The organism is Sphingomonas sp., from assembly GCF_036388215.1.
GTDB lineage: Bacteria > Pseudomonadota > Alphaproteobacteria > Sphingomonadales > Sphingomonadaceae > Sphingomonas.
Genome location: NZ_DASVSH010000017.1, coordinates 1 through 18,045, shown reverse-complemented (window position 1 = coordinate 18,045; position 18,045 = coordinate 1). Strand labels below are relative to the sequence as shown.

Below are 18,045 nucleotides of genomic sequence, written 5' to 3'. Positions count from 1 at the left end.
ACCCTCATTTCGTGGCCGCGCTCACCCGCCAGATCGTGTTGCCGACATCGTCGGCCACCAGCAGCGCCCCCGTCGCATCGGTGATCACCCCGACCGGCCGCCCCTGCGCGGTCTTGCCGTCCTTGCCGAGGAAGCCGGTGAGCAAATCGACAGGCCTGGCGTTCGCCGCCGGGAAGCCGTTGTCGCCGAAGGGAACAAAGACGATCTTGTAACCCGAGGGGGGCTCGCGATTCCATGAGCCGTGCAGGCTGATGAATGCGCCCCTGGCATAGTTCGCGCCAAGCTTGGCCTCGGAGGCGAAGGTCAATCCCAAGGGCGCGGTGTGCGCGCCCAGCCCGAAATCGGGGCGCTTGGTATATTGACGCAGATCGGGCCGCTCGGGAGTCACGCGCTTATCGACATGGCCGCCCCAATAATTCCACGGCCACCCGTAAAAGGCGCCCAGGTCGACCTGGGTGAGATAATCGGGAGGCATATCCGATCCGAGCATGTCGCGCTCGTTGACGACGGTCCACAAGGCGCCTGAGCTGGGTTCGAAGGCCATCGCGTTCGGATTGCGCAGGCCCCAGGCGAAGACGCGGCCGCTCTTTGTATCGGGGTATATCTGGAGAATCGCCGCGCGCGCGCCCTTGGTGCCGCCGCCAAGGCTGGCCATTTCCGAAGGCCTTCCTCGGGTCGCGTAGAGCGCTTCGCCTTCGGCCTCGATGCCGTTCTCCGCGATGTTCGACGCCGAACCGACTGCGACGTACAGGCTCTTGCCATCCGCCGCCGCGACCAGGTTGCGCGCCCAGTGATTGCCACCACCGGCCAGAGCGAAGATCTTTTCGGGCTTGGCGGTAATTTGCGTCTCGCCCGGCTTGAACGGATAACGGACCACTGCATCGGTATTGGCGACGTAAAGCCAGTCGCCGACCAGCGCCATTCCGGTGGGCGAATTTAGATTGGCGAGCAAGACCGAGCGCAGATCGGCCACGCCGTCCCCATTTGTGTCGCGCAGCAGCGTGATGCGATTGGCGGAGGGCACGCCCGCTCCGGCTTTCTTCATCATCATGCCCATCACCCAGCCGGTGATCCCGCCGCCTTCGCGCGGCGGCGAATTCGCCTCGGCGACCAGCACGTCGCCATTCGGCAGGCGATAGAGCGAGCGCGGATGATCCAGCCTGTCGGCGAAGGCCGTGACCTGGAGTCCCGCAGCCGCGACGGGCTTCGCTCCGCCGGCCCAGCCCACTGCCTTGGCGACGGCTATGGTCGGGAAATTCTGGGTGCGGGTCTGGGTGAATTTGGGCGCCCGGCCAGTGCCGTCGAGCTCGCTGACTTGTGCGATATCGGGCCGGCTCGCCCAATATAACAGCCCTCCGCCGACGACGATCAGCAAGGCGAGCGCGATCAGTGTGATCCTGAGCCAGTGTTTCATTCTTCGATCTCCGCGAATTCCTCGGGCGGATGAAGGCGCAGGCGAGTCACGCGGCGCGCATCCGCCGCGACGATCTCCAGCATCCACCCGCTATCGTGCATGAGACACTCCCCCGGGCGCGGCACATGCCCCGCCAGAACGAAAGCGAGCCCCCCGATCGTCTCGACATCCTCCTCGACTTCGGCGAGCCGGGGGTCGACCGTCGTGCCGACATCCTCGAGTTCGGCGCGGGCATCGGCATCCCAGCCGCCGCCGTCGATCGGAATCAGCAACGCGGTCGGCGCTTCGTCATGCTCGTCCTCGATCTCGCCGACGATCTCCTCGATCAGGTCCTCGATCGTGATCAGGCCGTCGGTGCCCGAATATTCGTCGAGCACCATCGCCAGATGCGTGCGGCTCGAGCGCATCTGCGCCAACAGATCGAGCGCGCCCATCGATTGGGGCACATAGAGCGGCTGGCGTATCAGCCCGGCGAGCGTCGGCGGGTGCGTCGCGCCCGTCGCCAGGATCGCGAATACGTCCTTGATGTGAATCATCCCGATGACGGTATCGAGCGCGCCCTGGTAAACTGGCAGACGGCTGTGCCCGGCCTCGGCGAAGAGCCTGACCAGGTCGGCGAAGCTGGTGGTCTCGTCCACCGCGGTGATGTCCGCGCGGGGCACGCCCACGTCGCCCGCGTCGCGCTCGCCGAAATGGAGCAGGTTGCGCAGCATCTGGCGCTCGATAGGCGCGAGGTCGCCTGCAGGGGCCTTGCCGCCATCTTCCTCATGCTCGTCGATGGCGTCTTCGAGTCTGTCGCGCAGCGTCTCCTCTTCGGCATCGCCGAACAAGAGCGTGCGGAGAGATCGCCATATCCCGCCGCTGTTGCTGGACTCCTCCGCGGTGTCGGCGGCGGCGGTGCTACTTTGGCCCTCGGGCATGAGTGTCGTTCAGTCCTCGCGTATCGAATAGGGGTCGTGCAGCCCGAGCGAGGCGAGCGCGGCGCGCTCCATTTCCTCCATCGCCTCGGCATCTGTGTCTCCCTGATGGTCATAGCCTAGCAAATGCAGCACGCCGTGAACAATCAGATGCGTGGCATGATCCTCGATGCTGACCTGTCGCTCCAATGCTTCTGCCGCGCACACGCCGTGCGCCAGGACGATATCGCCCAGCAGCACTTCGCCATCATCGCTGTTCTGCGTGACGGTTTCGAGCAGATCTGGCTGGACCATCGGAAAGGAGAGGACGTTGGTCGGCTTGTCCTTGTCGCGATATTGCTTGTTGAGAAGATGGACTTCGGCGTCGCTCGTCAAGCGAACCGCGATCTCGATCACCGCGTCGTGGTCGATCCACTCGAGATACGGCGTCTGGCGCACTGCGGCCTCCGCCGCGCGGATCGCGAGGTTTTCCCAGTCATGATCGGGCCAAGGTGCTTCGTGAAGCGCGGCAACGTCAAGCATCCTACTATTCCCCTCCCTGCAAGGGAGGGGTTAGGGGTGGGTGCGAGCGAAGCGAGCCTTTACCGGCTGCGGTAAAGCGCGTCCCTACGGGGCGCGTACCCACCCGCAGCCCCTCCCTTGCAGGGAGGGGAGCAAAAAGCAGATCAAGCATTGGCCCCCTCATAGGCCATGACGATGCGCCCCACGATCGGATGACGCACCACATCCGCAGTGGAGAAGCGCACGGTGGAGATTCCTTCGATCCCCTCCAGCTTGTTCACAGCGTCGTTGAGGCCGCTGGCGGCCGGGCCGCCGGGAAGATCGGTCTGGTTTGGATCGCCGCAGATCACCATGCGGCTGTTCTGGCCAAAGCGAGTGAGGAACATCTTCATCTGCGCCGGCGTGGTGTTCTGCGCCTCGTCGAGGATGACGAAGGCATCGGCCAGCGTGCGGCCGCGCATGAAGGCGATCGGCGCAATTTCGATCTCTCCGCTAGCGATACGCCGCTCGACCTGCTCGGCGGGCAGGCAATCATACAGCGCGTCGTAGATCGGGCGAAGATAGGGATCGACCTTCTCCTTCATATCACCGGGCAGGAAACCCAGCCGTTCGCCAGCCTCTACCGCGGGGCGCGACAGGATCAGCCGCTGGACGCTCCCGGTGATGAGCTGGGCGACGGCCTGTGCCACGGCGAGATAGGTCTTGCCGGTGCCTGCGGGGCCCAGCGCGAAGATCATGTCGTTCGAGACCAGCTCGCGCATGTAATGCGTCTGCATCGCCGAGCGGGGGACGATCGTCTTCTTGCGGGTGCGGATCATGATTCCCGGAGGGCTGCCGCCGTTGCTTGCCTCCGCCTTGGCGATCCCCGTGAACATCGGCTCGCTCGACATTGCGATGACCGCTTCGATCAGCCCGGTGTCGATATCCTCACCGCGGATCACCCGGCTGTGCAATTCCTGTAGCACTTCGCGGGCATGCGCGACGGCCTCGGCCGAGCCCTCGATCTGCACGCGCTGGCCGCGCGCGTGGATGTAGACGCCCAGGCGTTCTTCCAGCGCGAGCAGGTTGCTGTCGAACTCGCCGAAAAGCTGCGGCAGGAGCTGGGGCTTGTCGAACGTCACCTCGGTGCGGGAGCGTTCCCTGGACTGGGCCTGGACAGGCTTGCGGCTCATGCGATCCTTTCGGGCGGAGGAATGCGGTGAAGCGAAGTGCGTGCGCGGCCCGCCAAGGCGTAACCGGAAGCGAAGCGGGTGGTTCCGTGGCGCATGTGCGAAGCGCAGATTGGCAGACGCAATCGTGCAATGACAGCGCAATTCGCGGCGACGCGCGAAAGGCTACGGAGTGAGGATTTCAGGGCACACGGTCGGTGCCGAAATGGCGAGGGCGGGCCGGCAAGCCCCGCCCCGCAGCGTGTCAGGCAGGTCGCTTCAGCGATTGCATGTCGATCACGAAGCGATACTTCACGTCGCTCCTCACCATCCGGTCATAAGCGGCGTCGATCTCCCGTGCGTCGATCATCTCGATATCGGAGACCAGGCCGTGATCGCGGCAGAAATCGAGCATTTCCTGCGTCTCGCGGATGCCGCCGATCAGCGAGCCCGCGAGCGCGCGGCGACGGAAGATCAGGTTGGCCACGTTCGGTGAGGGATGCGGGTCCTCGGGCACGCCCACCAGCGTCATCGTGCCGTCGCGCTTGAGCAGCGCCAGAAACGCATCGAGGTCGTGGCTGGCCGCGACCGTATTGAGGATGAAATCGAAGCTGCCGACATGGCCGGCCATCGCTTCGGCGTCCTTCGATACGATCAGGTCCTTAGCGCCCAGCCGCTTGGCATCCTCGCGCTTGCCCGGCGATGTCGAGAAGACATAAACGTCTGCGCCCATCGCCGCGGCGATCTTGACGCCCATATGGCCGAGCCCGCCAAGGCCGACGACGCCGACCTTCTGGTCCGGCCCGACCTTCCAGTGCCTGAGCGGGGAATAAGTGGTGATGCCGGCGCACAGCAAAGGCGCGACCGCGGCCAGGTCCTTCTCGTCGTGCCCGATGCGAAGCACGAAATCCCTGTCGACCACGATGTGGTCCGAATAGCCGCCGAAGGTGTGGCCGCCGAGATGCTTGTCCGGCGCATTATAGGTGCCGACGAAGCCGGCGCCTTCGCAATATTGCTCTTCGCCTTCCCGGCACGCCGGGCAAGTGCGGCAGCTATCGACCATGCAGCCGACCCCAGCCAGGTCGCCTACTGCCAAGTCGGCCACTTCGCTGCCGATCGCGCGCACCCGGCCCACGATCTCGTGCCCGGGCACGCAAGGATAGAGCGTGCCGCCCCATTCGCCGCGCGCAGTATGCAAGTCCGAATGGCAGACTCCGCAGAACAGGATATCGATCGCGACGTCGCGCGGCCCGGGATCGCGCCGCTCGAAATCGAAGGGTTCAAAGGGTGCGTCCGCGGCGAGCGCGGCAAAGGCTTTGGCGGTGGTGGACATCGGATCTCAATTCATCTGGCTAGGGCGTCGCCCCCAAGGAACGGCGTTTCGCATCAGATAGGAACGATTCCACGCCCTTTCAGCGCTTCGCGTGATTTTTTCTCAGGCGGCTGCGCGCACCCGTTCAACGCCGGCAAGGGAATTAGGATCGGCGCGGACGATCTCGACCTCCACCATTTCTCCGATCGCCGCATCGGTGATCACATGCACCGATTGCAGCCAGGGCGATTTGCCCAGCATCTGGCCGTGAAGCTTGCCCTTGCGCTCGATCAGCACCTGGCAGGTTCGCCCGAGGGTCCCCGCGTTGAACGCGGCCTGGTGGCGGTTGAGCGCGGTCTGCAGGCGCTGGAGACGGTCGTCCATCACCTGGCCGGGGACGAAGCCTTCGATCATCTCGGCCGCCGGCGTCCCCGGGCGGGGCGAATATTTGAAGCTGAAGCACTGCGAATAGCCGACCGCATCGACCAGGCTCAGCGTCTCGGCAAATTCGGCTTCGGTTTCGTGCGGGAATCCGACAATGAAATCGCCCGATAGCGCGATATCCGGCCGCGCCGCACGGACCCGGTCGAGAATGCGCAGATAGGAATCGCGGCTGTGGCTGCGATTCATCGCCTTGAGCACACGGTCGCTGCCCGATTGCACGGGCAAATGCAGGAACGGCATCAGTTTCTCGACTTCGGCATGCGCGCGGATCAGGCCCTCGCGCATGTCGTTGGGGTGGCTGGTGGTATAGCGGATGCGGGCAAGGCCATCGATCTTGTCGAGCGCGGCGATCAGGCCATGCAGGCCGGTGCCTGTCTCGTCGTCCCAGGCGTTGACGTTCTGGCCGAGCAGCGTGATCTCGCGCGCGCCGGCGTCGACCAGCGCCTTGGCCTCGTCGACGATCGCGTCGAACGGCCGGCTGACTTCGGCGCCGCGCGTATAGGGCACGACGCAATAGGTGCAGAATTTGTCGCAACCTTCCTGCACGGTGAGGAAGGCCGAGGGGCCGACCTTTCGCCGAGAGGGGAGTGCGCCGAACTTGCTGGCGAGCGGCATATCCGTATCGAGCGCGGATTCGCCGCGCGCGGCCTGCGCAACCAGCGCTGGGAGATTGTGATAGGCCTGCGGGCCGACCACGACATCGACCTTCGCGCGGCGCACGATTTCCTCGCCCTCCGCCTGGGCGACGCAGCCGGCGATGGCGATCATCGGGGCGTTATCATGATCACGCAAGGCGTGTTTCCGGATGCGGCCGATGTCCGAATAGACCTTTTCAGTCGCGCGCTCGCGGATGTGGCAGGTGTTGAGCACGACGAGATCGGCGGCATTGGCATCCTCGGTCGCGGTCATGCCCTGCGCTGCCATCAGTTCGGCCATGCGCTCCCCGTCATAGACGTTCATCTGGCAGCCGAACGATTTGACGTGGAAGGTCCTGGGATTTTTTTGAGCGTTCATGATGGGCGGGCCTCTACACCAGCCGTCACACCGGCGAAAGCCGGGGCCCAGAGCCAGGATGACATCGCGGAGTAACCTGGACGCCCGCTTTCCCCGGGATGCCCGATCAGGGTTGGATAGGATCGGCGGGCTTGGCTTCATAGCGCACGGCCTCGACCGCATAAGTAAACGGCCTCAGCGGCTTGCCCAGCGCCTCGATCAAGGCCTCCTCGATCCGCCGCCGGCTCTCGGCCGCGATCGCCTTGCGGCCCGGAAAGTCGGCCGGCAGGAAGGGTTCGAGGAAGTGGATGCGCAGCGGGAAATGTCCCTTGCGCGCCATGATGCGCTTGGCATTGGTCAGGCCGCTTTCATCGCCGATCCAGCCGATCTCCTCGGCCGCCGCGCCGTAATCGAGGAGCACCGGCTGGACCATCACCCCCGCGGGGGGCGGCTCCAGCACGCGCAGCATCGGGGTCTTGAACGGAAGGAGCGAGTGTCCGTCGGTGGTGGTGCCTTCGGGGAAGATCGTGACCGCCCAATTGTCTTCGAGCGCCAGGCGCAGGTCGTTTATCTGCTCGGCCACGCCCAGCCGGTTCTCGCGCTTGACATAGACGGTGCGGTTCAGACCCGCGAGCCAGCCCACGAGCGGCGCGGTGGCGAGTTCGGCCTTGGCGATGAACGCCGTGCCGCTCGCGCCGCCCAGAGCAAGGATGTCGATCCAGCTCAAATGATTGGATACGTAGAAGACGTCCCGGCGCAGCGGCACGCCGATCTTCTCGACCCGGGCGCCCGCGGCCCAGCCGACGCGTCCGAGAAACCAGCGCGGCCAGGCGGACGGCAAATGCAGCAGCCGCCAGAGGTAGTGCATCGGCACGTGCGTAAGGATCAGCAGCAAGAGCAGGAACACGCGGCCTGTGACGCGCAGGCGCTCTATGAAGGTCAGCTTATAAGGCTGGCCCGCAGCCGCTTCTTCGCGCCGGTCAGCCAATTTTTGTGAGTCTCCGCGCAACAGCGCTACGACTTCCGATCGAGGGCAACCCCGTACAGCTCCATGCGGTGGTCGACGAGGCGGAAGCCGAGGCGTTCGGCGATCTGCTTCTGGAGCAGTTCGAGTTCGGGATCGACGAACTCGATCACGCGGCCGGTCTCGACATCGATCAAGTGATCGTGATGCGCTTCGGGAGCGGGTTCGTATCGGGCGCGGCCGTCGCCAAAATCGTGGCGATCTAGGATGCCGGCCTCTTCGAACAGCCGGACGGTGCGGTAGACCGTGGCGATCGAAATGCCCGGATCGATGGCGGAGGCGCGCTCATAGACTTTCTCGACATCGGGATGATCCTCGGCGTCGGAAAGCACGCGCGCGATCACCTTGCGCTGCTCGGTAATGCGCAGGCCCTTTTCGTGGCAAAGGGCTTCGAGGTCTATCTTGCGTGCCATGCCGGCCGATGTAACGCCATTGCCCGCAAGGGGGAAGGGCACTGAAATGCAAAACGCCGGCCCTGGCATTTGCCCGGGCCGGCGCTTGTCAGCTCAGCTTGATGGCTTGCTCAGCGCTTGCGGCGCTTGGTGCCCAGGCCGATCTTCTTGGCCAGCGTGCGGCGCTGCTCGGCATAATTGGGCGCCACCATCGGATAGTCGGCGGCCAGGCCCCATTTCGCGCGGTACTGGTCAGGCGTCATCTGATAATGCGTCATCAAGTGGCGCTTAAGCATCTTGAGCTTCTTGCCGTCTTCGAGGCAGACGATGAAATCTGGCTTGATCGACGAACGGATCGAGACCGCCGGCTCCTGCTTCACTTCGGGGGGGGCGGCAGCGACGCCAAGACCCGCCAGCGCGCCGTGAACGTTCTGAATGAGAACCGGAAGATCGGAAACCGCGACGCTATTGTTGCTGACATGCGCCGCAACAATATCCGCGGTGAGCGTGACCAGTGTTTCCTGAATGTCGGACATCGTATCCATGCTATTCCTTTCGACCCAATTTGAGCGACTATGGCTGTCGTCTGGCGACGCCCTATCGATCCGTTGCCCACAAATGGCAAGCGCTTAAGGCTCAGTTGGAAGGAATATTACGAATAGCCCTAATTCAGGGCAGGTCGCGAGCATAAGTATGCGCGTCGAACAACTGGCCGGCCTTGCCCCGGTAATAGTCTCGTCTCTCGCCGACCTTGTCGAAACCTTCGCGACGATACAGTTGGGCGGCGTCGTTTCCGGATCGCACTTCCAGATGAATCCGCACCGCTCCGCGCTCCCGCGCCTCGGCCATCACGGCCCGCAGCAATGCCCCGCCGATGCCGCGACGGCGGGCGGCAGGGCGGTTCGCCAGCAGCAGCAATTCGGATTCGTCGGCCGTGGATCGGGCGAGCGCGAAGCCCGTGTCCGCGCCGGCCAGGCTCGCGATCACCAGCCAGACGCCAGGCAGCGACAGCATCCCCATGCACTGCGCGCTGGTCCATGCCTCTCCGAAACGTGCATCGAATGCTTCCTGCATGATCGCGGCGACGCGCGGCAGATCATGGATGCCGCCTTCACGCAGTTCGGTCAGGTTGAGCGTGCCGCTCACGCCAGCCCCCGCTCGGCAAGGGTCCTGGCGTCGGGTGCGCGGCCGTAGATCGGGCGGGGCGGAAGCGCGGTGAACGCGCTGGGCAGCAACCTGGCATCTGCGGCGTCGGGCAGGGCCTCGGCAAGCGTGTGACTGGGAGCGAGCGCGGCCAGACGACGCACTCCGCTGCCAATCGCCGGCATTCCGGCCAGCGCCTCCAGCGCCGCGGCGGGGGAGAGCGAACGCAGGGGGGCGTCCTCTCCGAAAGGGGCTGCATGAAAGGCCTGCATGAAGACCTCACCGTGCCCGCCTTCGAGGACGACGGCAAGGTTCGCGAGATCGGCGTCAGCGGCGAAGCCGGCGGCCGCAAGCAGCGCAAGCGAGGAATAGCCGCGCACCTCCGCGCCCCACCCGATCGAGAGCCCGATCGCGGCGGCCAGCCCAACTCGCACGCCGGTAAAGCTGCCCGGGCCGACATCGACCAGGATATGCGGGCTGCGGCCCTGATCGGGCAAGGCGCCGATCATCGGAATCAGCCGCTCGGCATGCCCCCGCTCCACCAACTCGTGCGCATTGGCCACCACGCGCCCGTCCTCGATCAGCGCGACCGAGCAGGCGGCGGTGGCGGTTTCGATGACGAGTGTGCGCAAGCGGCTAGAGAACGCGATTAAAGCGCTCGAACTCCGGCCGGGGAAGGCGCTCGAAGATAGTGGATGGGTCGGCATGCCCGATCGTCGAGATGAAGTTGGACCGGACGTTGGGCTGGTCGGCAAAGAAGGCCGCGTCAACCTTGGCGTTGTCGAAGCCCGACATCGGACCGGTATCGAGGCCCAGCGCGCGCGCGGCCATGATGAAATAACCGCCTTGAAGCGAGGAGTTGCGGAAGGCGTGCGTGTAGCGCGCCTCTTCGGTGGGGAACCAGTCCTTTGCGGTCGGAGCGTGCGGGAATAGCCAGGGCAGCTGCTCGTTGAAGGCTAGGTCCATGCCGATGATCACCGCGGCCGGCGCCTTGCGGATCTTGGCTCCGTTCGTGCCACTCGAAAGCTCGGCCAGCTTCTCCCTGTTATCCTGGCTGATCAGCCACATGAAGCGCGCGGGCTGCTGGTTGGCCGACGTAGGCCCCATCTTGAGCAGATCGTAGATGGCGCGGATATCTGCCTCGGTTACCGGCTCGTCGCTATAGCCATTGGCGGTGCGCGCGGTGCGGAACAGGCGGTCGAGCGCCTCGTCGTTGAGCGGAGCAGCCATCAGACCGCCCTTACTTCGGTGACTTCGGGGACATAATATTTAAGCAACTGCTCGATGCCGTTCTTGAGCGTAGCGCTCGACGACGGGCAACCGGCGCAGGCACCCTGCATCTGGAGATAGACCTTTCCCGCATCGAAGCCGCGATAGACGATATCGCCCCCGTCATTGGCGACCGCGGGGCGGATGCGGGTCTCGATCAGCTCCTTGATCTGCTCCACGATCTCGGCGTCCTCGGGATTGTCGCCATAGTCCGCGGCCTCGGCCGGCACCGAAATGCCCGCGGCGGAGCCCGGACGAAAGAGCGGCATGTTCGCACTGAAATGATCGAGCAGGATGCCCAGCACATCGGGCTTGAGCCCTGGCCACTCGACGCCGGGCGCCGCGGTCACCGAAATGAAGTCGCGCCCGAAGAACACGCCCGTAACGTCGCCAAGGCCGAACAATGCATCGGCGAGCGGCGAGGCCTCGGCGTCCTCGGGAGTGGCGAAGTCGCGCGTGCCCGCTTCCATCACGGCGCGGCCGGGCAGGAATTTTAGCGTCGCCGGATTGGGCGTGGGTTCGGTCTCGATCAGCATGAAGTGCATGTGGCGCTTGGGAGCATGCGGATCAAGCGCGCGTGTACACCTGACAGCGCGTACACCTGACAGACAGGTATGCGCTGGCATGGGCGGGGGATCGCCACTAGATGGGGTTTCATGCTTTCTTTTTTGCGCTTGCCGCTTCTCGCCTCGCTTGCTTTCGCCACGCTTTCGCCGGTCCAGGCGCAGACCGCCGCCGCATCACGGCCGGTCCAGACCGCCGACGATCCCTGGCTCTACAAGGGCAGCGATCTCGTTCATGACGACGCGTGGAAATTCGGCCGGCTGCCGAACGGCGTGCGCTATGCCGTGCGCAAGAATGGCGTGCCGCCGGGCCAGGTCTCGGTGCGCGTGCGGATCGATGCGGGCTCGCTGATGGAGCAGGACAGCGAGCGCGGCTTCGCGCATCTGCTGGAGCATCTTTCCTTTCGCGGCTCTGTGCATGTTCCCGATGGCGAATCCAAGCGCATCTGGCAGCGGCTGGGGGTGACCTTCGGATCGGATTCGAACGCGACGACCACCTTCACCGCCACCACTTACAAGCTCGATCTGCCGATGGCGACGCGCGCCGGCCTGGATGAGAGCTTCAAGATCCTGTCGGGTATGATGACCGGCCCCGCGATCACCAGCGCGGCGCTCACCGCCGAGCGCCCGGTGGTGCTCGCCGAGCAGCGCGAGCAGCCGGGGCCGCAGGTGCGGTTGCAGGATGCGATGCTCGACATGACCTTTGCCGGCCAGCCGGTGGCCCAGCGCGAGCCAATCGGCACGCTCGAGACGCTCACCGGCGCGACCGCCGACAGCGTCAAGGCGTTCCACGACCGCTGGTATCGGCCCGAGCGGGCCACCGTGATCGTGATCGGCGACATGGAGCCGGCTGTGCTCGAAGAAATGGTAACCAAGCATTTCTCGGCGTGGAAGGGCGCCGGCCCAGCGCCTGTGACGCCCGATTTCGGCAAGCCGAGCACCGGCCACCCGGTCGCTTCCAGCATCGTCGAGCCCGCCATCCCGCCGCTGGTGCTGATGACCACCGTTCGCCCCTGGACGGTCTTTTCGGACACGGTGATCTTCAATCAGAAGCGCATGGTCGATCTGGTCGCGATCCGCATCATGAACCGCCGGCTGGAGACGCGCGCGCGATCGGGCGGCACCTTCCTCGCAGCCGGGGCCGATATTTCGGACACAGCGCGCTCCGCCAATGTGACCACGGTGCAGGTGCTGCCGGCGGGCGACGATTGGGAAACCGCGCTGCGCGACGTTCGCGCCGTGATCGCCGACGCGCAGACGACTCCGCCGACCCAGGCCGAGATCGACCGCGAACTCGCCGAGATCGAATCCTCGATGAAACAGCGGATCAACACCGCTCCTGTCGAGGCCGGCGCCAAGATCGCCGAGGATCTGGTCGAGGCCGTGGACATCAACGAGACAGTGACCACGCCCGAGGCGAGCTACGATATCTTCAAGACCGCGGTGGACGCGAAATTCTTCACGCCCGAGTCGGTCCTCGCCGCATCTAGGAAGGTTTTCGAGGGCACGGCGACGCGCGCGCTGGTCAATATCCACAAGCCCGATCCCGCGGTGACGACCAAGGTCGCAGCCGCGCTATCGGCCAATGTCGTCGCGGCGGGCAATCGCAAGCTGGTCGGTGACGTAAGCTTCGACGCGCTGCCCAAGCTGGGCGCGCCCGGCGTGGTGGCGCTGCGCCAGACGGTGCTGGAAGCCGCGCAGATCGAGCAGGTCACCTTTGCCAATGGCGTGAAGCTGCTGATGCGGCAGGACCAGGCGGAGACCGGCAAGGTCTATGTGCGCGTGCGCTTTGGCGGCGGCATCAACGCGCTGCCCGCCGATCGGCAGACTCCCGCCTGGGCGGCCGAGCCCGCGCTGATGGCGAGCGGAGTCGGCAATTATGGCCAGGAGGAGCTCGACGCGCTTACCGGCCGCCGCCAGATCGGGCTGGACTTCAGCATCGACGAGGACGCCTTCGTGCTCGGCGCGCAGACGACCAAGGCGGACCTTGCCGACCAGCTCAAGCTGTTCGCCGCGAAGCTGGCCGCGCCGGGATGGGACCCCAATCCGGTGATCCGCGCCCGCGCCGCCACGCTTTCGGCTTATGCCGGGCTTTCCGCATCGCCCGATGCAGTGCTGTCGCGCGACCTGGAGGCGCTGACGCATTCGGGCGATCCGCGCTGGGGCATCCCGCCGCGCGCCGCGATCGAGGCGATCACGCCGGCATCGTTCCGCAAGTTCTGGGAGCCCCTTCTCGCCAGCGGGCCGATCGAAATCTCGATCTTCGGCGACATGGACGCCAACGCCACCGTCGATGCCGTGACCGCGACGTTCGGCGCGCTGGCTCCCAGGCCCGTTTCGGCGCGGCCCGCGCCGCCGGTGAAATTCCCCGCGCACGTGAAGGCGCCGGTGGTGCGCACGCATAGCGGCAAGAAGGATCAGGCGGCGGCCGCGATCGCATGGCCCACGGGCGGGGGCAGCGCCGGGATCACCGAGAGCCGCAAGCTCGACGTGCTCGCCGCGGTCTTCCGCGATCGGCTGATCGATCAGCTCCGCAGCCAGGCCGGGATCAGCTATTCGCCCAACGTCGCCAGCGATTGGCCCGTCGGCCTGGCATCGGGCGGCAAGCTGATCGCGCTCGGCATGGTGCCGCCGGAAAAGACCGCATTCTTCTTCCAGCTCGCCCGCGGCATCGCGGCGGACCTGGCGGCAAAGCCCATCGAAGCCGACGAACTGGACCGCGCGCTGACCCCGCTCAAGCAGCAGCTACTGCGCCAATCGAGCGGCAACATGTTCTGGATGCGGATGGTGGAAGGCGGCACGCGCGATCCCGCGCGGATCGAAGCGATCAACACGCTGGCGCAGGATATCGCGCTGACCACGCCCGCCGAAATCCAGGCGCTGGCGGTGAAATATCTGCGGCCGGAAAAGGACTGGACGATGGTGGTGGTGCCGGGGAAGTGAGGGGGGGCCGCCTTTCGGGCGAACGCGCTGGCTATGCTTTTGCTAGGATGACTTCTTCAAGGTGCGTCTCGGCTTCGCAAGTGTGGCAAAAGGCGTAATCGAAGGCGGCGCCGAGCACCCAATCTTGCGAGCCCTCGTCCCATGCGGCCCAAGCATCGCGTGTGACCAGCTTGCTCCCGCAGGTTTCGCATATAAAGGTGATATGCATTCCGGTCTCCGATCCGGCGGAACGGTCCGCTATCGGTGAATGGGCATCAATACCGGCGGCGGCCTGAATCCTCCAGTTCGGAGAAGATTGTCGCGATTATGGAGACGTAGTTGGCGAGCTGGTCTGAAGCTGTGGAAGCCGCCGTGCGGCGGCACGTGGCGGCCGCCGGCTCTCCCTTCACGCGTCAGGCGCTGATCGATGCCGAGCTCGACGCGATCGTGGCGGATGTCGGCTCGGCAGGCGCGACGCCGCACCAGACACTGAGCCGTGAATTGCAGCACCTTCGCGATATGGGTCTGCTCGAATTTTTCGCGCCCGGCGTTTATCGCTGGGCGGGTTCGCTCGACGAGCCGATGCGTGCGGGGACGAGCAAGGGCGTTTTCGTCGTCGGCTCGCATTCGATCTATCAGGACGAACCTGAACGCTTTTATCGGTTCGGGCCGCAATGGCTGCCGAATGCGTCCCGGATCGCGGGAAACTGGATCATCTATCAGGAACCACGCCGCGCGGGACCGCGCGGCTATTACGCCGTGGCCAAGGTCGAGCGGATCGTCCCCGATCCTGCGACAGAGGGCATGTACCTCGCGGTGATCGAGCCGGGTTCGTATTTGGAGCTTGGGCGCGACGTGGCTTTCCAGTTCGACGGCAAGGCGGTCGAGCGCGGACTGCTCAACCCGGACGGACGGCTCAACAATGGCCGGGCCGTGCAGTCAATCCGGACGATCTCGGACGAGGACTTCAATCGCATTGTCGGGCTGGGGCTGATCGAGGACGAGGACCTTCTGCCAAGGGTGGACGATCCGATGCCGGCGCGGGTGCAGGAGGAGCACATTCCTTGGGAGGGGCCGGTCGATCGCGCGACGATGCTGGTCAGCCGTACAGTGCGCGACCGGCAGTTCCGCAAGCGCGTGCTCGACGTTTACGATTGTCGGTGCGCGTTGACGGGAATGAAGTTGATCAACGGCGGGGGGCGGGCCGAAGCCCAGGCGGCGCATATCAAGAGCGTGGCGGCGGGCGGCCCCGACAGGGTAACTAACGGGATCGCCCTGTCGGGCACGGTGCACTGGATGTTCGACAGAGGCCTGATCTCACTGAGCGATGAGGGCGCGATCCTGCTTTCGCGCAAAATCAACGACATCGAAGGCGTGTCGAAGCTGATCTATCCCAATGGCCGGGCACGGCTGCCGGGCGGCGTGAGCAGGCCCGATGCGCGGTATCTGGAGTGGCACCGGCGGGAGTGTTTTCACGCCTGAAGCGAATGCGGTGTGACTCTCACTTCGTCACCCCGGCCTTGTGCCGGTCCAACCGGCGGCAAAATATGGTCCCAATGAGCGACATAACGCCCCGCGTCTATCCTCGCCAGCGCCTATAACGGCACGCTGTACGTCGGCGTCACATCGAACCTCGGGATCGGCCGTGTGATGCAGCACCGTGACGGTAGCCTAGGCGGCTTCACGAAGCGTTACGGCGTCAAGCGCCTCGTCTATTTCGAAGTCGCCGAGACGATGGACGTGGCCATCGCGCGCGAGAAGCAACTCAAGCGCCATCGCCGCGAGTGGAAGCGTAATTTTGATCGAGTGGGAGAACTCTGCGTGGATCGACCTCGCGGTGGGGTTCGGGCTGGAGATGGTGGCGGACGGCGCGGTGGCCCCGGCACGGGGCCGGGGTGACGGGTTGGGTTTGCGGAGATGTCTTTCTAGATTCGAGGGAATCAGCGCCGCTGTGCGCCCTGAATTCGAAAGAGCCATTCGTCCGCCAAATTTGGCGGATCGAACTTAATTTTCACGACCGGTCGATCTGCGTTCGAAGTGCCGATAATCAGCTGCGGATCCCCGAGCGTGTCGTATTCTTCGGACACTGTTTCATAATGCACGGAACTGCTGACCTTGCTGTTCAACCCGGACGCTGCGCCGAGGACCAAGCCAGCTGGACCCAGAAGCGCGCCCCCAACCAAGCCCCGAGCCACAGGGCTTTTGTTCTTTGTCTCAATTGCAGTGATAGGTACTTGCTTCGACCGCTTTTTCGTAACGGTAGGTTGCGCGGTGTTAAGCGAGATCACGGCTTGCAGCGGAAGCCCGAACTCACTCGCGACGTCAAAATCCGGATCATCGCTATATTCCACAATACGCAGGAGCGCCTTGCTTTCCGAAAGCATGAAGAAGCATTTTGGCTGGCCTTTGACGTGCATAAGGCGGCCTTTGGAAATGTGAGTCCAAGCTGGCTGACTGGAAGGCCAAGCGTTCACATCGGCTTGTGCTGAAGCTCGCCGCTCTTCCAACGCCTTCTGCTCATTCTGTCGACTTTCTTGTTCTGCGCGGAACTGCTCGTTTTTTTCCCTGATTCGTGATTGAAACGTCAGTTCCGAGATTGCTGGAATGACGGCGAGTCCCACGAGAAAACCAAAAAATCCCGGAATACTTGCGGGCATGCCGATCCAACCCGCTACCCCCGCTAGAAGCACAATTATGCTGAAGGTGCCCGGCTGTCGGAATGCGCGGGGCCCAACCGCGACGGCGGCTATCAACGAACCGCCGAATAATCCGAAGCCGAGCGCGCTCACTCCGCCGCAATCCCCGCCTTCGCGAACATATCCACCCCATCCCCGGCGACATCCTCATTCGCCACAGGCCCCGCCTTCGCCTTTTGCCGTTTGTCGAACGAGTCCCACACCTCGTTCCACGCCCCCCGCGTCGCGCCCTTCGAATATTCCGTCGCGCGCTGTTCGAAGAAATTGGCGTGTTCCACGCCGTTGAGCAGGGGGGCGAGCCACGGCAACGGGTGTTCGTCGATCATGTAGATCGGCTTGAAGCCCAATTGGCCCAGTCGCCAATCGGCGATGTAGCGGATGTATTTCTTGATCTCCTTGGGCGTCATGCCGGGGACGGGGCCCTGCTCGAACGCCAGATCGATGAACGCGTCTTCCAGCCGGACGGTCGTCTGGCAGACGTCCATGATGTCTTCGCGCACCGCCTTGGTCAGGCAGTCGCGCTCCTTGCAGAAGGTGTGGAAGAGCTTGATGATCCCCTCGCAATGCAGCGTCTCGTCGCGGACCGACCAGCTGACGATCTGGCCCATGCCCTTCATCTTGTTGAAGCGCGGGAAGTTCATCAGCATGGCGAAGGAGGCGAACAGCTGCAGCCCTTCGGTGAAGCCGCCGAACATGGCCAGCGTCTTGGCGATGTCCTCGTCCGTGTCGACTCCGAAGGTCGCGAGATAGTCGTGCTTGTCCTTCATCTCCTTGTACTGGAGGAAGGCGCTGTATTCGCTCTCGGGCATGCCGATGGTGTCGAGCAGGTGGCTGTAGGCCGCGATGTGCACCGTCTCCATGTTGCTGAACGCGGTCAGCATCATCTTGACTTCGGTCGGCTTGAACACGCGGCCATATTTGTCGTGGTAGCAATCCTGCACCTCGACGTCGGCCTGGGTGAAGAAGCGGAAGATCTGGGTGAGCAAGGAGCGCTCGTGATCGGTGAGCTTCTGCGCCCAGTCGCGGCAATCCTCGCCCAAGGGCACTTCCTCCGGCATCCAGTGGATCTGCTGCTGCCGCTTCCAATATTCGAACGCCCACGGATATTCGAACGGCTTATACTGTTTGCGGGCCTGGAGGAGGGGCATCAGGGGGCTCCTTGTGAATTGAAAATGGCGAGCACGAGCACGATCGCGCTGAGAACGATCAGGAGGATTCCGACTCCGCGCGTCGTCTGGCCCGTCTCGGGTGAGATAGGGAGCGCGATGGCGCGCGCGCCGACGAGGGCGAGGAACAGCGGCGTCGCA

Annotated in this window: 18 protein-coding genes; 3 read left to right on the top strand and 15 right to left on the bottom strand. The window is 64.5% G+C overall.

Translation table 11 applies throughout. The features are described from left to right. Nucleotides 1–4 precede the first annotated feature (4 nt). From VF617_RS07965 to VF617_RS07905, 13 genes are all read right to left on the bottom strand, one after another. On the bottom strand, nt 5–1,414 hold the full coding sequence (locus VF617_RS07965) for a sorbosone dehydrogenase family protein (protein ID WP_331014339.1): 1,410 nt from the start codon (nt 1,412–1,414) through the stop codon (nt 5–7). Then, nucleotides 1,411–2,334 (bottom strand): hemolysin family protein, encoded by a 924-nt coding sequence (locus VF617_RS07960; protein ID WP_331014338.1) that lies wholly within the window; start codon nt 2,332–2,334, stop codon nt 1,411–1,413. The genes VF617_RS07965 and VF617_RS07960 overlap by 4 nt, the downstream gene beginning before the upstream one ends. A 9-nt stretch (nt 2,335–2,343) precedes the next feature. Then, entirely contained in the window at nt 2,344–2,853 is a 510-nt protein-coding gene (gene ybeY / locus VF617_RS07955; protein WP_331014337.1) for an rRNA maturation RNase YbeY, read from the bottom strand. Nucleotides 2,854–2,996: 143 nt separating this feature from the next. Beyond that, nucleotides 2,997–4,004 carry a PhoH family protein gene (locus VF617_RS07950; RefSeq protein ID WP_331014336.1) on the bottom strand — a complete coding sequence of 336 codons (1,008 nt, stop codon included), beginning with the start codon at nt 4,002–4,004 and terminating at the stop codon, nt 2,997–2,999. Nucleotides 4,005–4,245: 241 nt separating this feature from the next. After that, entirely contained in the window at nt 4,246–5,313 is a 1,068-nt protein-coding gene (locus tag VF617_RS07945; RefSeq protein ID WP_331014335.1) for an NAD(P)-dependent alcohol dehydrogenase, read from the bottom strand. 102 nt (nt 5,314–5,415) lie between these two features. Continuing rightward, nucleotides 5,416–6,750: a tRNA (N6-isopentenyl adenosine(37)-C2)-methylthiotransferase MiaB gene (gene miaB, locus VF617_RS07940; RefSeq protein WP_331014334.1), complete on the bottom strand. Its 1,335-nt coding sequence runs from the start codon at nt 6,748–6,750 to the stop codon at nt 5,416–5,418. A gap of 106 nt (nt 6,751–6,856) precedes the next feature. After that, entirely contained in the window at nt 6,857–7,717 is an 861-nt protein-coding gene (locus VF617_RS07935; protein WP_331014333.1) for a lysophospholipid acyltransferase family protein, read from the bottom strand. Between the two features lie 26 nt (nt 7,718–7,743). Beyond that, nucleotides 7,744–8,166 carry a Fur family transcriptional regulator gene (locus tag VF617_RS07930; RefSeq protein ID WP_294098850.1) on the bottom strand — a complete coding sequence of 141 codons (423 nt, stop codon included), beginning with the start codon at nt 8,164–8,166 and terminating at the stop codon, nt 7,744–7,746. Nucleotides 8,167–8,276: 110 nt separating this feature from the next. Continuing rightward, complete coding sequence (locus VF617_RS07925) at nt 8,277–8,690, bottom strand: MucR family transcriptional regulator (protein ID WP_331014332.1); 414 nt, start codon at nt 8,688–8,690, stop codon at nt 8,277–8,279. 124 nt (nt 8,691–8,814) lie between these two features. Then, nucleotides 8,815–9,291, bottom strand: a complete 477-nt coding sequence (locus VF617_RS07920) for a GNAT family N-acetyltransferase (RefSeq protein ID WP_331014331.1) — start codon at nt 9,289–9,291, stop codon at nt 8,815–8,817. After that, nucleotides 9,288–9,920, bottom strand: coding sequence for a tRNA (adenosine(37)-N6)-threonylcarbamoyltransferase complex dimerization subunit type 1 TsaB (tsaB, locus tag VF617_RS07915; protein WP_331014330.1), 633 nt, complete (start codon nt 9,918–9,920; stop codon nt 9,288–9,290). Before tsaB ends, VF617_RS07920 begins: the two co-directional genes overlap by 4 nt. 4 nt (nt 9,921–9,924) lie before the next feature. Next, nucleotides 9,925–10,518, bottom strand: a complete 594-nt coding sequence (locus VF617_RS07910) for a malonic semialdehyde reductase (RefSeq protein ID WP_331014329.1) — start codon at nt 10,516–10,518, stop codon at nt 9,925–9,927. Next, nucleotides 10,518–11,093, bottom strand: coding sequence for a NifU family protein (locus VF617_RS07905; protein WP_331014514.1), 576 nt, complete (start codon nt 11,091–11,093; stop codon nt 10,518–10,520). Before VF617_RS07905 ends, VF617_RS07910 begins: the two co-directional genes overlap by 1 nt. 120 nt (nt 11,094–11,213) lie before the next feature. Here VF617_RS07905 and VF617_RS07900 point away from each other — a divergent pair, with 120 nt between their 5' ends. The 3 genes from VF617_RS07900 (at nt 11,214) to VF617_RS07890 (ending at nt 15,941) form a co-directional block, all read left to right on the top strand. Further along, nucleotides 11,214–14,063 carry a M16 family metallopeptidase gene (locus tag VF617_RS07900; RefSeq protein WP_331014328.1) on the top strand — a complete coding sequence of 950 codons (2,850 nt, stop codon included), beginning with the start codon at nt 11,214–11,216 and terminating at the stop codon, nt 14,061–14,063. 318 nt (nt 14,064–14,381) lie between these two features. After that, on the top strand, nt 14,382–15,524 hold the full coding sequence (locus tag VF617_RS07895; protein ID WP_331014327.1) for an HNH endonuclease: 1,143 nt from the start codon (nt 14,382–14,384) through the stop codon (nt 15,522–15,524). Between the two features lie 99 nt (nt 15,525–15,623). Continuing rightward, entirely contained in the window at nt 15,624–15,941 is a 318-nt protein-coding gene (locus VF617_RS07890; protein ID WP_331014513.1) for a GIY-YIG nuclease family protein, read from the top strand. Nucleotides 15,942–15,982: 41 nt separating this feature from the next. Here the strand turns inward: VF617_RS07890 and VF617_RS07885 are convergent, their stop codons facing one another. Then, nucleotides 15,983–16,831 (bottom strand): hypothetical protein, encoded by an 849-nt coding sequence (locus VF617_RS07885; protein WP_331014326.1) that lies wholly within the window; start codon nt 16,829–16,831, stop codon nt 15,983–15,985. Then, the gene (locus tag VF617_RS07880; protein WP_331014325.1) at nt 16,828–17,886 is read right to left on the bottom strand and encodes a ribonucleotide-diphosphate reductase subunit beta; all 1,059 of its coding nucleotides are present in this window, start codon (nt 17,884–17,886) and stop codon (nt 16,828–16,830) included. Before VF617_RS07880 ends, VF617_RS07885 begins: the two co-directional genes overlap by 4 nt. Nucleotides 17,887–18,045: the final 159 nt, after the last annotated feature.

What these genes read in the sequence shown, in the direction of transcription:
- VF617_RS07910 (WP_331014329.1), bottom strand. Translation starts at nt 10,518, where the DNA reads ATGGCTGCTCCGCTCAACGACGAGGCGCTCGACCGCCTGTTCCGCACC.
- VF617_RS07960 (WP_331014338.1), bottom strand. Translation starts at nt 2,334, where the DNA reads ATGCCCGAGGGCCAAAGTAGCACCGCCGCCGCCGACACCGCGGAGGAG.
- VF617_RS07900 (WP_331014328.1), top strand. Translation starts at nt 11,214, where the DNA reads ATGCTTTCTTTTTTGCGCTTGCCGCTTCTCGCCTCGCTTGCTTTCGCC.
- VF617_RS07950 (WP_331014336.1), bottom strand. Translation starts at nt 4,004, where the DNA reads ATGAGCCGCAAGCCTGTCCAGGCCCAGTCCAGGGAACGCTCCCGCACC.
- VF617_RS07925 (WP_331014332.1), bottom strand. Translation starts at nt 8,690, where the DNA reads ATGGATACGATGTCCGACATTCAGGAAACACTGGTCACGCTCACCGCG.
- VF617_RS07965 (WP_331014339.1), bottom strand. Translation starts at nt 1,414, where the DNA reads ATGAAACACTGGCTCAGGATCACACTGATCGCGCTCGCCTTGCTGATC.
- VF617_RS07880 (WP_331014325.1), bottom strand. Translation starts at nt 17,886, where the DNA reads ATGCCCCTCCTCCAGGCCCGCAAACAGTATAAGCCGTTCGAATATCCG.
- VF617_RS07945 (WP_331014335.1), bottom strand. Translation starts at nt 5,313, where the DNA reads ATGTCCACCACCGCCAAAGCCTTTGCCGCGCTCGCCGCGGACGCACCC.
- VF617_RS07905 (WP_331014514.1), bottom strand. Translation starts at nt 11,093, where the DNA reads ATGCTGATCGAGACCGAACCCACGCCCAATCCGGCGACGCTAAAATTC.
- miaB (WP_331014334.1), bottom strand. Translation starts at nt 6,750, where the DNA reads ATGAACGCTCAAAAAAATCCCAGGACCTTCCACGTCAAATCGTTCGGC.
- VF617_RS07930 (WP_294098850.1), bottom strand. Translation starts at nt 8,166, where the DNA reads ATGGCACGCAAGATAGACCTCGAAGCCCTTTGCCACGAAAAGGGCCTG.
- ybeY (WP_331014337.1), bottom strand. Translation starts at nt 2,853, where the DNA reads ATGCTTGACGTTGCCGCGCTTCACGAAGCACCTTGGCCCGATCATGAC.